The following is a 13,994-nucleotide window of genomic DNA, read 5'->3' as shown; positions in this document are numbered from 1 at the left end:
ACTCTGGCAAACGTTTCCGATTAAACAGTACATCAGCTGTGATTTACTCGCGGAACAGAAACTTCATAAGCAAAGCACGAGTAATTTTCGTGCCTCCTATGAAAAGAGAGTGCATCGCCATAAATAGAAACGAGGTCGACACCTCTTCATATTAAAATAATAAATTAATGTTATGCCAATTGGTTATTTTCTTTCTTCATTTACGACATCAGTGCTAAAAAAAACAGTACCACTCCTCCATAAAATTCAATTAAGGCTAAAAAAAAGCCATTTTTGTGAGTCAGGTAGCGCTATTGATTTTTTTTAGTCACACCAGTGGAATCGTTTACACTACTGTTGCGCCAACCACATTAATTAATCGGCATTTTATTGTTCTGTCTGCCGTCAGCATTAATTACTCCCCTCTTTCAGAGGCCAAAGGTAGAGAAATGGAAAAGATCTGCAAGATAAGTGGTCGACGCACGGAAATGCTCGTTAACCTGACGCAAGGAGCTGAAATTATCTATTGGGGCAACAAGTTAACATTGACGCCCCCGGAGCGCTGCCTATCCCTTGATCGGCCAGTGCCTTTTGGCCGACTGGATTGCGATGTCCCGTTAACTTTGTTTCCGGACTCCGGTTCGGGCGTCTTTAGCTCCCCTGCATTGGAAGGGCATAGAAATGGTCAGGATTGGTCTCCGGTCTTCACTATTCAGTCTGTCGAGCACGACGAACATTCCCTACGCCTTGTCAGTCATGATCCTGTCGCTCGCCTGTGTCTCATGACTGAACTCACCATAGATCCTCTTTCTGACATTGTCGCCGTGCGCCATACCCTGAACAATGAAAGCGAGGAGCCCTTCACGGTAAACAGGCTCGCGACAACATTGCCATTACCCATGCGCGCCATTGAGTGTTTGTCATTCTACGGGCGTTGGGTTAATGAGTTCCAACAGCATCGACATATCCTGATGCACGGTGGATTCCAGCAAGAGAACCGCCGTGGTCGTACGTCTCACGAACATTACCCGGCGCTCATCATCGGCACCAAAGGATTTGATGAACAGCACGGAGAAGTATGGGGAGCTCATCTGGCCTGGAGCGGTAATCATCGAATGCGAGTTGATGTAAAGGCTGATGGTCGTCGTTTCTTGCAGGCCGAAGCACTCTACTACCCGGGGGAAATTTGCCTGCAAAAAGATGAACGCATCACGACCCCCTGGCTCTATGCAACCTATTGTGCTGATGGCCTGAATGGCATGAGCCATCAATTTCACCAGTTTGTGCGTGAGCACATCCTGACCTTTCCGCAGCGACGCAACTATCAGACATGCCGACCGGTACATCTCAACACATGGGAAGGTATCTACTTTGAGCATGATCCAGACTACATCATGTGTATGGCCACTGAGGCAGCCAAGATGGGTGTGGAGCGCTTCATCATTGATGATGGCTGGTTCAAGGGCCGCTGCAATGATAGGGCGGCACTGGGTGACTGGTACCTGGATAAGCAGAAATATCCTGATGGTTTGCAGCCGGTTATCGAACATGTCAAAGCCATGGGCATGGAATTTGGCATCTGGGTTGAACCAGAAATGATCAGCAAAGATTCTGATCTATATCGCCAACACCCCGACTGGCTGATGGAACTCGATGGCTATGAGCAACCAACAGGTCGCAACCAATATCTGATCGACCTGCAGAATCCTGATGCCTTTGCCTACTTGTTGGAACGTCTTGATGACCTGCTGAGCCGCTATGATATTGCCTATCTCAAGTGGGACATGAACCGTGAAACGGTCCAGCCTGCTCACCACGGACAAGCTTGCCAAACACGCCAGGTACAAAATGTCTATCGACTGATGGACGAGCTTAAAACAAGGCATCCACATATCGAGATTGAATCATGTGCTGCCGGTGGTGGCCGTATCGATTATGAGATCCTAAAGCGAGTGCAACGTTTCTGGCCATCTGATAACAATGACGCACTCAAACGTCAGGAGATCCAGAGCGGGTTTAGCTATTTTTTCCCGCCTGAAGTGATGGGCTCTCATATTGGCGCTCGACATTGCCATGCCACTCGCAGAGTATCCGACATCGACTTCCGCGGGATCACAGCCTTGTTTGGACATATGGGAATAGAGCTCGATCCGGTCAAAGAGTCGGACGAAGAGAAAGCTGGCTTTGCAAAATACATCGCATTGCATAAGCAGTATAGAAACCTGCTTCATAGCGGAATCACCTACCGTATTGAAAGCGACGATCAACAAGCTCAAAAAATCCATGCCGTCATAACTCCTGATGCCAAGCATGCATTAGTGATGGTTGCACAGCTAGATATGCCTACATATGCCCACAGCGGCACTTTACGGATACCGGGATTAATCGCGCAAACACAATATCGCGTCAACGTCATCGCGCATCCGAATAACTTTCATAATGGCCTGGTTAACAAGCAACCCGTCTGGAGCCTTGCTGGTATCGTATCAAGCGGCGAATGGCTGCGCCAAGTAGGTCTGGCAATGCCAATTCTTGATCCAACTACGGCCATCTTGATCGATATATCAGCGTTATAAATTGACAGTTTAATTATCTCGATTCACAAATAATCAGAGCGAAACGGCCATTGAATTATGGCCGTCCTCGATGTTATCGACATGATTAAAAACCGGCCAAGATAACCCTTTGGGTTTTCATTATATTTAGACTAAATCTTCATTATTTCACGTTATTGTATTAATCAAGAAAAATCACACATGACACTCACAATAAGGATGAAACTTTATGAGTATAAGCAATGTCGCCAAACTTTCCTATGGTATAGGAGCCCTTGGTAAAGATTTGGCATGTTCGATAATTTACATTTATTTAATGTATTACTATACCGATGTCGTTGGCCTTGAAGCTGCATTCGTAGGCACTTTATTTTTAGTCGCCAGAATTTGGGATACGTTCAACGACCCCATCATGGGTATGATTGTTGATAATACTCGCAGTCGCTATGGTAAGTTCAGACCATGGATCGTTATTGGTACCCTGATAAATTCAGTCGTGATGGTAGCTGTTTTCTTCACCCATAAGTTTGAAGGAACCGCACTATACATTTATACAGCTATCAGTTATATCCTCTGGGGAATGACATATACAATCATGGATATTCCCTACTGGTCGTTCATTCCCGCGCTAACCAGCAATAAGAAAGAGCGAGAGCAGATTGTGGTGATCCCTCGCCTGTTTGCAAGCTTTGCCTGGTTTGTTATGGGAGCCTTTGGCATGAAAGCTATCGATATTTTGGGTGATGGCGATAGTGGTGCCGGCTTCGCCAAGGTATCGATGATTATTGCGCTAATATTCATTTTGAGTGCTTTGCTGACCGTATGGAAAGTAAAAGAAGATAGCGCTATTGCGACCAAGGTGTCTGAGAAGATCAACTTTAAAGATGTAAAAGCGATTATCTTCCAAAATGATCAACTAAAGGCTTTGATAGGTATTGTGTTGTGCTTTAACTTGGCAATGCAGTTAGCCGGTAGTTTTGCTATCTACTACTTCACTTATGCGATGGGCGATAAAGATATGTTCGCCGTCTTCATGGGATTTGCGGGCTCTGCCGAGATCATCGGACTGGTGTTATTCCCACTGATCGTCAGCAAACTATCTCGCCCCATGATTTGGCGCCTTGCTTGTGTTTTCCCACTGATGAGTTATGTCATCTTGCTGCTTACCGGTCATTTTATGCCAGAGAATACACTACTGATCGGAATGGCAGGAGCCGCAATGAAGTTGGGCTCAGGCTTTGCCTTGGCGATGTCAACTCTTATGCTGGCAGATGTGGTTGATTACGGTGAATACAAGATGGGCATGCGCAGTGAAAGTGTCGTCTTCTCGGTGCAAACCATGCTGGTGAAAGCTGCCAGTGCATTTGCCGGCTTCCTGACTGGTATTGGGCTAACAATAGTTGGCTATGTCCCAAATACTTTGCAAAGCGAAGGCACTGTGCTGGGAATGCAGGTCTTGATGTTAGGCATTCCGAGTCTGCTAATTTTTCTGAGCTATCTGATTTATAAATCAAGTTATAAGCTCAATGGTAAATTTCACGATGAGATACTGGCCGCACTGGGTCGAGTTTGAATATAGAGAAAAACAAGTTGCAAGAAATAAGTGAGTTCGTCATTTAGGTTCTCACTGATAGTCGCATCATTTTCACATTAATAGCTCTAGGTTACCTGGTGAAATAGGTCGTGCCTTTTATTCTCTTAACGATGCAAAGAAAATCCATTTAATATTGACAAGTAAGGAAAATACATGAAACTAAAAAAATCAAACTGCTTCAGTCTGCTTTTATTAGCGATGCAGCCTTTGTCTTCTCAGGCTGCATTTGAAAATTTCACAACTATGGGATATGCCAAGTGGGGCAATATAAACACGAATAACGATGAACGTAATGGGGGTAAAGGAGAACTGGATGCTGTACTACGAGCCCAGGAGGGGTATGGCAACTATCGTCTTGGTAATGAGATGAACTGGTGGGAGTTGGGTTTCAAGGCTGACTTGTGGCGGCAAGAGGAGGCTTACTTCGATTTCACATATTATATTGGCAGTGGCGACAAGTGGAGCGATGTCGGTACATTACAGGTCTGGTCTTCTGCTCATAATATATTGCCAAGTTTGCCTGGCGCGGTAGTCTGGGCCGGGGAGCGATTCTATCAGCGCCATGAAGTTCACATGATCGATGTCAAGTATTGGGATGTCTCTAACAAGGGCTTTGGTATTGAAAATATTGACGTTAGCGGCACCAAGCTTCATCTCGCCTATTTCACCCCGGAGAGCAGTTATAATGCCCTTGGTGAAAATGGGGCCTATCATGACGAGATCCGTTCGTTACACCATTTTGATGTTCGACTATCCGATATAAATATAAGTAGTGGTGCTCATATAACGCTCGGTTTGAACTATGTATTCGCCCAGAATGATCATTTCGAACAGTTTGATAACAAAGGTTATCCAAATCAGGATATCACGGATAGCGGTGCAATGCTGAGCATGCTATACCAGCAGAAGTGGGCTCTAGGTAGTAATACGCTCGCTATGCAGTATGGTATCGATGGATTGGCTGGCGGTTTGATGAGTGCCGAGGGAGCCTCAGCAGTAAAATATGCGATTGGAGTCGACCATGATGGCAGTAGTTTCCGCGTTATAAACCATGGCGATCTCTTTTTTAATGACAAGTGGAGTGCTCTTTATTCAATAGCTTATCAAAGCCTGGAGCTTGATAATGAGTACGGCAGTGACTGGTTCAGTGCTGGTATGCGTCCGCAATATAGTTGGAATGACTTTACAGCAACGGCTCTTGAAATTGGTTACGAGCGCGTCAAGGCTCAAAATGGTTCAGGTGTGAACAACTTCTCCAAGGTAACGTTGGCACAAATGTTCCAAGCTGGCCGCTCTGTCTGGGCTCGACCAACCCTGCGTTTATTTGCCACCTACGCCGAACTGGATAATGAGTGGAGTCGTCAAGGCGATGTGTATGGCAAACCTGTTAAGTTGACTGGCGATAAAGCCGGTAGTCAAAACGAAGCGACTTTCGGCTTTAATATCGAAGTATGGTGGTAAATATATTGACTAAAAAATGTCGCCATACTAAATACTAGTATTGCGTTATCTATGCACAATGCCAGTCAGTTATATATGACTGGCATTGTTATTAGTTGGCTGTATGTGACACGACATATACCTGAGTCGTGTTTACAATGATTCATTACGAAAACTCTGTGCCTCTAGGCTATATCTCATACTGATGTTATTGATAGGCATGGTTGCACGATAGTGACAGTTCTATATAAATATCTTTAATAAAGAGCGTGATAAATATTTCTCTGTGAGGAAGCCTGCAATATTTTTTGGTAACCTCCGATAAAAATATAGCAAAACCGTTCTGATGAGGTTAAGTAATCAACACTTCCCTAAGGGAAACATCATGGCTCATTTTTTACAAACTTGATTTTTATGAGATAGCTTCTACACCAGAAAATAACGAGTTTGTTATCTCCATCAGATGAGATATCCAGCTTGGTGAACTCGAATCTTCTCCATGAATCTAACCTGGTGTAGAAAGTATGTTTATAACACGCCATAAAATAGAAGCGCCGGATGATACCCGGCGCTTCATCATGATGGTCTGGCAGGCTTCACTTAATAAAGGGTGCAGCCCCAACGGTAACGACGCTCAAGCAGTTGATACTCGGGACGCACGCTCTGGCTCCAAGAGTCATCCCCGCCCACCCCCATGTGGGCGCCATCGAGACAGACCCACAACCCCTCTTCGGCCACCAGATCGCTCTGGTGACGAGCAGCGGCGAGCTGTTGCTGACTGAAGCGGCTGGCACTGAAATGGAAGCAGCCGTTTACTGTCGTGCTACCCAGCTGCAACTGGCGGGTATCGCAGCGCAAGCCGTTGTCGCTCGGGAAGATGTAAGGGGTGTGCATGGCCTCCAGCGGCAAACTCCAGCGCCCCAGATCGGCGCCCAGCAGGCGATCCGGATAGTTTTCGTGCGGGCCACGCCCCAGCCATTCGGCTCGCGCCGGGACCTCGGCCAGATGGAGCAACAGACCGATCCGCGGCAGCGAAGGCAGCGCTTGCGCCAGCTCGGTCTCTATCTCCAGGCTCATGGCGCCATTGTCGGTAAAGCGGTGATGCCAGTGACTCACCAGCAGCAGCTCATCGTGATGGAAGTAGCCATGGCTGACCCGGATATCCCCTCCAGCGACCGCAATCCCCAAACAGCGATGTTGCCACTGACCGAGACCACAGCCCTGCCAGCGGGCAATCCAGGAGTTGGGGTCAGCGTGATCCGCTTCGCTGGTGCCGATGTCGTTGTCGAGCGGAGCCCGGTAGAAATGATCCATGATCGGCGCCAGCAACTGCTCCTGCCCCGATTTTTGCCAACTGGTGATGCGGCCGCTCTGCTTGTCGAGCCGCCACAGACTGTTTGCGGTGGTGACCCGCCAGCTATCCGGCTGCTCGCTCAGGGTGGCGGCAGCGGCGGGAGCAGGCAGAGCAAGGGGGGTCGGCAGGGTGAACTGCTGACGGGCGACCTTGTGATCCGCCTGCGACCAGGGGGTAGCCTGCGGCTGAACGATGGCCAGATCGAGCCAGGCCAGTGAGCCTGCCGCAAAGGCGGGCAGTGTCTCGCTCAGGGTCAACTCGACCACCCCCTGTGGCGCCAGATCAAGGGAGAACTCCCCCTGCTGCTGCACATGGCCGTTCTCACACAACAGCCAGCAAAGCCGCTCGTTGTCGGTTTCCCGAAACAGGTATTCGCTCTCGATCCGCACCCGCAGCGGGGTGTGCTCGAGCAGGGCAAAGCGGAACGGCTGTTGGGCGCGCTTAGCCTCGCACAGGGCGGGATGGGGGGTGCGATCCGGGAACAGCAGACCGTTGCAGCAGAACTGGCGATCGTTTTGCACATCACCAAAATCGCCGCCATAGCCCCAGTAGTGGCGGCCATCTGCGGTGTATTTGTCGAGCCCCTGATCGACCCAATCCCAGACAAACCCGCCTTGCAGACGTGGATGATCGCGAAACGCCTGCCAATAGTGGGCATAACCCCCCAGACTGTTGCCCATGGCGTGGGCATATTCGCAGAGGATCAACGGCCGGTGCTCGCCGGGCAGGCCGATCCACTTGGCCAGCGCCCACTTTGGCACCGCCGGGAAGGGTTGATCCTGATGGGTTCTGGCATACATGGGGCAGATGATGTCGGTGGCCGGGGTATCGGCCCCGCCCCCCTCGTACTGCACCGGACGGCTCGGGTCGCTGCGCTTGATCCAGCCATACATGGCATCGTGGGCCGGGCCGTAACCCGACTCGTTGCCCAGCGACCAGATGATGATGGAGGGGTGGTTGAAATCCCGCGCCACCATGCGGGTCGCCCGCTCCAGAAAGGCGTTGCTCCAGGCAGGATCCCGCGCCAGCCGCCCCATGGGGGTCATGCCGTGAGTCTCCAGATTCGCCTCGTCCACCACATAGAGACCGAGCCGATCGCAGAGGCGATAGAAGTCGGGGTGGTTGGGATAGTGGGAGCAGCGCACCGCATTGAAGTTGTGCCGCTTCATCAGCAGCAGATCCCGCTCCATGGTGGCACGATCGATGGCATAACCCCTGGCGGGGTGGTGTTCATGGCGGTTGGCACCACGGATCAGCAGCGGCTGACCGTTGACCCGCAGCAGGCCGCCACAGATCTCCACCACCCTAAAGCCCACATCGCACGCCTCGCTCTCGATGGCCTGACCCTGTTCGTCCAGCAGGGTCAGGGTCAGGCGATAGAGATGGGGCGTCTCGGCGCTCCACTTGCGCGGCGCAGCCACATCGAGCCAGAACTCGGCGCGATCGTCATACGCCCCTTTTTCATCAATGGCTTGGGTGCCGATCGGCTGGCGCAGGGTCGCGACCCGCTCGCCACCGTCATAGAGATTGGCCTCCACCGACAGACCGGCCCCATTAGCCACTTGCAGGGCAATCTTGAGACGACCATCCCGATAGCAGGCATCCAGCTCGGGGGTCACCCGCATATCCATCAGATGGCGGGACGGTTTGTGCAACAGGCTGACGGAGCGGAAGATCCCCGACAGCCACCACATATCCTGATCTTCCAGATAGGATCCGTCGGACCAGCGCAGCACCAGCACCGCCAGCCGGTTGCGACCGCTCTGCAGATATGGGGTCAGATCGAATTCGGCGGGCAGGCGGCTGTCCTGGGAATAACCGACCCAGCGACCGTTGCAGAAGAGGTGGAAGGCACTGCTCACCCCGTCGAAGATGATCCGGCTCTGTCCGCTTGCCAGCCAGTTGGCGGGCAGTTCGAACTCGCGGGAGTAGCAGCCAGTAGGATTCTCTGCTGGCACTCGGGGCGGATCGCAGGGAAAGGGGTACTTGATATTGGTGTAGATGGGGCCATCGGTGAGCGGCCGCGCAGCTGGATAGGCGGCATCCAGCTGCCAGTTGCCCGGCACTGTAATGGGGCAAGCATCCACCAGATCCTGCGACAGCCAGCTCTCGGGCACCAATTCGGGAGCGGCAAAGAAGGAGAAGCGCCACTCGCCATCGAGCAAGAGACGGGAGGAAGAGGCCAGATCCCCCCTGGCATCCGCTTCGCTGCGCCAGCTGAACATGGGGGTATGAGTGGGTAAACGATTAACACTGGTCACAGCCTGTGTTTGCCAATCGGCACGACAAATGATTTGGTGTAACGCCATACTGTTATTCATCTTTTATAACCTTTTTCAAATCTCTGATTACAAAATGGTCGGTTAGTAACTAGCGGCTTTTTTTAAAACCATCGTTCTACCCTTTAACAGCCCAAGTGTTCCCATTCCCGAGAGGGTAAAGACAGAAATAAAGGTGAAAGTTGCGGCAATAATGCCCAATACCAAGTAGGTTTCACGAAAGCCCATCACCTCATACATAGATCCAGCCCACACAGACATAAACATGGTTGCTAGCTGCTTGAAGAACTGATAGCCAATCAACCAGATAGTCGCACTAAAGCGAACATCAAATTCACTAGTGATGTACTTGAATGTACCGACCAACAGGAATGGAACTTCCAACATATGTAGAGTTTTCAGCAAAATGACATGGCTAACTGTCTCGGCGAATGAGGAGCCGATGATTCGAATAGACATGATGGCCCCAGCGATTAGCAGGGCATTTTTTCCGCCAATTCGATTCACAATCAGTGGGGCAAAAAACATGATGCTGGCGTTCAGTAACTCCCCCATCGTAGTGACATAACCAAAGTAACGAGTACCTTCTTCTTTTGTATCAAAGAATGCGGTAAAAAAATTCGCGAATTGCTGATCAAATACGTCATAGGTACATGCCACCCCGACGACATAGAGGGTGAAGAACCAGAATTTTGGTTGTTTTAACAATCCCATTGCCAGTTTTACGCTAAACCCTTTCTGATTGGCGCCAATACTATCTAGCACTTCACTGGTGCTACCACGACCAGGGTTGATAAAATAGAATAAAACCGCCATTACAACAGCAAAAGCAGACCCCACCCAGAACACGAACTCATTGTTGATGGTAAACATGATCCCTACAATAGAGGCACAAAGGGCCCAGCCTATTGCGCCAAACATCCTTGCTCGGCCAAACTCGAACTGACTGGAGCGACTCACCTTCTCAACATAAGCCTCTATGGCTGGAGCCCCGCCTGCAAATACAAAACCGATGTACATGCCCCCTACGATAGAACCGAGATAGATGTTCAATTTCAGCAATGGTGCCAATACATAAAGAAAGAAGGGCGCGAAGAATACCAGTAGTCCAATGATTATCCAGAGCAAATGCTTTTTCAGCCCTAACTTGTCAGAAATCAGCCCAAATACTGGCTGAAATAGAAGTGCAAATAAAGAAATAGTGCCGAAGACAATTCCAGTTTCAGCCTTGCTGATATCATTGACATCATGCAGCCAAATCGGGAAAAATGGAAAATAAGCTCCCATTATAAAAAAGTAAAGAAAAAATATGGCACCGAACATTACCATATTCCTATTCAATCCAAACAATCTTTCCATACTCATCAAATATCCATCCATTGTCCATAATAAACCATTGACTTGAGAGAATGTCCTCAGACTGCCCTCGCCTCATGACAAGATTACGAACTAATTACGATGGATATTGTGACGTAACACACATCGATGTAAACGATTACACCAGCACCATATGGAAGTATATAAAAAAGAGACCCCACTAGCACAATCAAATAATAAATTTCTGATTATAAAAATAATAAAATATGGAAAATTAAAGCAGCTTCATTAATAGAATCGAAATTATGTAGATGGAGGTTATAGAGATAGCGACCTGATCTCATCAGGTCATTAAGCAGACCATGGTGATAACTGCTCCCCCTACGATGGTGGCCAAGATGATTAGACCACTACAAACCCGTTGGTGATGGGGGGGCAGGGACGCTCCCATGATGCAGACTTGATAGAGGGTAGTGGTGATCAGATCACCGAGTCCTCAGTTAGTTTCATTCAAGCTGCATCAATTTGGGCAACAATGCTCCCTTTCAACATATAACTAGGACAGTGCCTTCAGTTACCCGCGCGCGCCGCCAGTACCCGCTCCACCGTATCGACGATGGCCTGAGTCTGGGGATCGATCTCGATATTGGTCGGCCAGCCGGCCTTGACCCAACCCAGGTTGGTGCGAGCCAGGGTCTCGGGGATCAAGTGAACGCAAAACTCCCGCTCGCGCACCTCACCTATGGTCAGGCTGATGCCGTCGATGCCGATGTATCCCTTGGTCAGCACATATTTCATCAGCTCGGGAGCGAGGCGATACCACACCTGACGGTTATTGGGTGTGTCGATCACCGAGGTAACCTCTGCCATGCCGATGATATGGCCAGACATGGCATGACCGCCGATCTCGTCGCCAAAGCGGGCAGCCCGCTCCACATTGACCTTGTCCCCCACCTGCAGCTTGCCGAGGTTGGTGAGGCGCAGGGTCTCCTGCATCAGATCGAAGCTGATCAGCTCCCCCTCGACACGGGTGACGGTCAAACAGCAGCCGTTGTGAGCCACCGAAGCGCCGAGGGCCAGCCCTTCCCCCCACTCCCGGCTGGGCATGCGGATCACGTGGGTACGGAAGTTGGGTTGCTCTTCGATGGCCACCAGTTCGGCCGTCCCCTGTACTATGCCAGTGAACATCTCTCGTCTCCTGCTACGGCAAAAAGGGCAGGTTAACCTCGGGCAGAGGGTGAGACAAGGGTACAGGCTGACAAGCTTGCGCCCGATCGCTATAGTGACGCCGTTCACATCCGGGTAAACAAGGAAAAAAGAAATGCAGGTATATCAATGTTGTGAAGCGATCCGTATCGCCTATAACCAGATTGGCTCCGGCGAGCAGGGCTATGTGCCGAAGGCCATCGCCGCCACTATCCGCGCCCTCAACGCGGTCGCCGCCGATGAGCGGGTGCCCGCCGAACTGCGTGAACAGGCCGCCTATGCCGCTGCCAACCTGCTGATCAGCGATCACGAAGACGCCTGATCCTGCCCCTCGGGGCGGCAACTATTTCGTCCTGGCTGAATTTCAGGCTAGAATGCCTCCCCCACCCTTTGCACTTTCGTCCGAAAGTGCAAAGGCTCTTCCCGATTTCCGCTCTTTTTTACTCTTATCTGATCCACTCGGAGGTGTCAGTGCAACGTTATTGGTCCGAGGCGAAGCAGCTCGTCCGTCTAGCCAGCCCCATACTGGTCGCCCAGGTCGCCCAGGTCGCCATGAACTTCGTCGATACCGTGATGGCGGGACAGGTGAGTGCAGTCGATCTGGCCGCCGTGTCGGTGGCGTCCAGCTTCTGGCTACCGGTGATCCTGCTGGTGCAGGGGATCATCATGGCGCTCACCCCCATCGTCTCCCAGCTCAATGGCGCCCGTAAACGCGAAGCCATTCGCCCGGCCGTCCATCAGGGTTTCTGGCTGGCACTGATCGTCACCCCGCTGGCGATGATCGCCCTCTATTACAGCCCGCTGGCGTTGCAGTTTATGGATGTGGAATCGGTGATGGCTGCCAAGACCACTGGTTATCTGCACGCCATCCTGTGGGGCCTGCCTGCCTTCGTGATGTTCCAGGTGCTGCGCAACTTCAGTGAGGGGCTCTCCCACACCATGCCTACCATGGTGATCGGCTTTGTCGGGCTGGCGGTCAATATTCCCGCCAACTACATCTTCATTCACGGCCACTTCGGCATGCCGAAACTGGGCGGTGTGGGTTGTGGCGTGGCTACTGCCATCGTGCTGTGGGCCATGCTGCTGGCGATGATCCTCTATGTGAAGCTCTCCCGTCACTTCACCGAGATCCGGCTTTTCTCCCAGCTGGCTCGCCCCAACGGCAGCCGGATCTGGCGACTGTTTCGCTTGGGCTTCCCCATCGCCATGGCGATCTTCTGCGAAGTGACCCTGTTTACCGTGGTAGCCCTGATGCTGGCTCCTTTCGGTGCCGAGACGGTGGCGAGCCACCAGATTGCGCTCAACTTCTCCAGCCTGGTCTTTATGCTACCCCTCTCCATCGGGGTGGGTGTCACCATCCGGGTTGGCCACAGCATAGGTGAAGGGCAGCCCCATCACGCTCGGGTAGCGGCTCGCACCGGCTTGATGCTGGGGATGGCCATTGCCGCGGCCACTGCCGCCATGACGGTGCTACTGCGCGAGCAGATCGCCTCGATCTATACCGATGATCAGCAGGTGATCGTCCTGGCGGCCATTTTGCTGTTCTTCGCCGCCATTTATCAAATCTCCGACTCGGTGCAGGTGGTCGCGGCCGCCGCACTACGCGGTTACAAGGATACCCAGGCGATTTTCTACGTCACCATCGTCGCCTACTGGGGACTGGGGCTGCCCACCGGCATGATCCTGGGTCTGACCGACTGGCTGGTGCCGCGGATGGGGCCGCAGGGCTTCTGGATCGGCTTTATCGTCGGCCTCACCAGTGCGGCCCTGATGCTGGGGGCGAGATTGCGCTACATCTATGGCCGTTTTGCCACTCCGGAAGCCTGCACTACCCTGTCGCGATCTCAGTAACAGGGCTTGGCGAGCGACAACTCGCCTGCAAAATCAACAGGCTGCGCAAGAACTGGGCAAACAGTCTCCTTTGTGCATATGGCCTGTTGACAGCCTTGGGGGGCATGGGTAGTATGCCGACCACGTCAGCAGCGCTGGCGTAGTGAAGTAAGAGAAAGTGGGTTTATAGCTCAGTTGGTTAGAGCACTACCTTGACATGGTAGGGGTCGTTGGTTCGAATCCAATTAAACCCACCACTTTTTCTGTGATGCGTCCTTAGCTCAGCTGGTTAGAGCACCACCTTGACATGGTGGGGGTCGGTGGTTCGAATCCACTAGGACGCACCATCACAGATTGCTGTTATGCGTCCTTAGCTCAGCTGGTTAGAGCATCACCTTGACATGGTGGGGGTCGGTGGTTCGAATCCACTAGGACGCACC

General features: G+C 51.5%; 8 protein-coding genes and 3 tRNA genes. 8 read left to right on the top strand and 3 right to left on the bottom strand.

The window, feature by feature from the left end:
- Positions 1–428: 428 nt before the first annotated feature.
- The 3 genes from G5332_RS15620 (at position 429) to G5332_RS15610 (ending at position 5,589) form a co-directional block, all read left to right on the top strand.
- Complete coding sequence (locus G5332_RS15620) at positions 429–2,555, top strand: alpha-galactosidase (RefSeq protein ID WP_421173067.1); 2,127 nt, start codon at positions 429–431, stop codon at positions 2,553–2,555.
- A 208-nt stretch (positions 2,556–2,763) separates the two neighbouring features.
- The gene (gene melB / locus G5332_RS15615) at positions 2,764–4,107 is read left to right on the top strand and encodes a melibiose:sodium transporter MelB (RefSeq protein ID WP_421173068.1); all 1,344 of its coding nucleotides are present in this window, start codon (positions 2,764–2,766) and stop codon (positions 4,105–4,107) included.
- 174 nt (positions 4,108–4,281) lie between these two features.
- The gene (locus tag G5332_RS15610; protein ID WP_421173069.1) at positions 4,282–5,589 is read left to right on the top strand and encodes a carbohydrate porin; all 1,308 of its coding nucleotides are present in this window, start codon (positions 4,282–4,284) and stop codon (positions 5,587–5,589) included.
- A 579-nt stretch (positions 5,590–6,168) separates the two neighbouring features.
- Here the strand turns inward: G5332_RS15610 and G5332_RS15605 are convergent.
- The 3 genes from G5332_RS15605 to G5332_RS15595 form a co-directional block, all read right to left on the bottom strand.
- Positions 6,169–9,231, bottom strand: coding sequence for a beta-galactosidase (locus G5332_RS15605; protein WP_421311357.1), 3,063 nt, complete (start codon positions 9,229–9,231; stop codon positions 6,169–6,171).
- Between the two features lie 54 nt (positions 9,232–9,285).
- Positions 9,286–10,560: an MFS transporter gene (locus tag G5332_RS15600; RefSeq protein ID WP_421173077.1), complete on the bottom strand. Its 1,275-nt coding sequence runs from the start codon at positions 10,558–10,560 to the stop codon at positions 9,286–9,288.
- A gap of 528 nt (positions 10,561–11,088) precedes the next feature.
- Positions 11,089–11,706: a riboflavin synthase subunit alpha gene (locus G5332_RS15595; protein WP_421173071.1), complete on the bottom strand. Its 618-nt coding sequence runs from the start codon at positions 11,704–11,706 to the stop codon at positions 11,089–11,091.
- Positions 11,707–11,839: 133 nt separating this feature from the next.
- Between G5332_RS15595 and G5332_RS15590 the strand changes: the two genes are divergently transcribed.
- From G5332_RS15590 to G5332_RS15570, 5 genes are all read left to right on the top strand, one after another.
- Entirely contained in the window at positions 11,840–12,046 is a 207-nt protein-coding gene (locus G5332_RS15590; RefSeq protein WP_113739999.1) for a YaeP family protein, read from the top strand.
- Positions 12,047–12,195: 149 nt separating this feature from the next.
- Positions 12,196–13,575: an MATE family efflux transporter gene (locus G5332_RS15585; protein WP_266135060.1), complete on the top strand. Its 1,380-nt coding sequence runs from the start codon at positions 12,196–12,198 to the stop codon at positions 13,573–13,575.
- Between the two features lie 159 nt (positions 13,576–13,734).
- Positions 13,735–13,811 (top strand) — tRNA-Val (locus G5332_RS15580).
- 13 nt (positions 13,812–13,824) lie between these two features.
- Positions 13,825–13,901, top strand: a tRNA-Val gene (locus tag G5332_RS15575).
- Positions 13,902–13,918: 17 nt separating this feature from the next.
- Positions 13,919–13,992: transfer RNA gene (locus tag G5332_RS15570), tRNA-Val, on the top strand.
- The last annotated feature ends 2 nt before the right edge of the window (positions 13,993–13,994 follow it).

The organism is Aeromonas sp. 603757 (assembly GCF_049171255.1).
GTDB lineage: Bacteria > Pseudomonadota > Gammaproteobacteria > Enterobacterales > Aeromonadaceae > Aeromonas > Aeromonas veronii_A.
The sequence above is the reverse complement of the archived record's forward strand: the minus strand, read 5'-3'. Positions and strand labels throughout refer to the sequence as shown.

Coding starts and splice junctions, on each gene's coding strand:
- G5332_RS15620 (WP_421173067.1), top strand. CDS start 429: ATGGAAAAGATCTGCAAGATAAGTGGTCGACGCACGGAAATGCTCGTT.
- G5332_RS15605 (WP_421311357.1), bottom strand. CDS start 9,231: ATGGCGTTACACCAAATCATTTGTCGTGCCGATTGGCAAACACAGGCT.
- melB (WP_421173068.1), top strand. CDS start 2,764: ATGAGTATAAGCAATGTCGCCAAACTTTCCTATGGTATAGGAGCCCTT.
- G5332_RS15590 (WP_113739999.1), top strand. CDS start 11,840: ATGCAGGTATATCAATGTTGTGAAGCGATCCGTATCGCCTATAACCAG.
- G5332_RS15595 (WP_421173071.1), bottom strand. CDS start 11,706: ATGTTCACTGGCATAGTACAGGGGACGGCCGAACTGGTGGCCATCGAA.
- G5332_RS15610 (WP_421173069.1), top strand. CDS start 4,282: ATGAAACTAAAAAAATCAAACTGCTTCAGTCTGCTTTTATTAGCGATG.
- G5332_RS15600 (WP_421173077.1), bottom strand. CDS start 10,560: ATGGAAAGATTGTTTGGATTGAATAGGAATATGGTAATGTTCGGTGCC.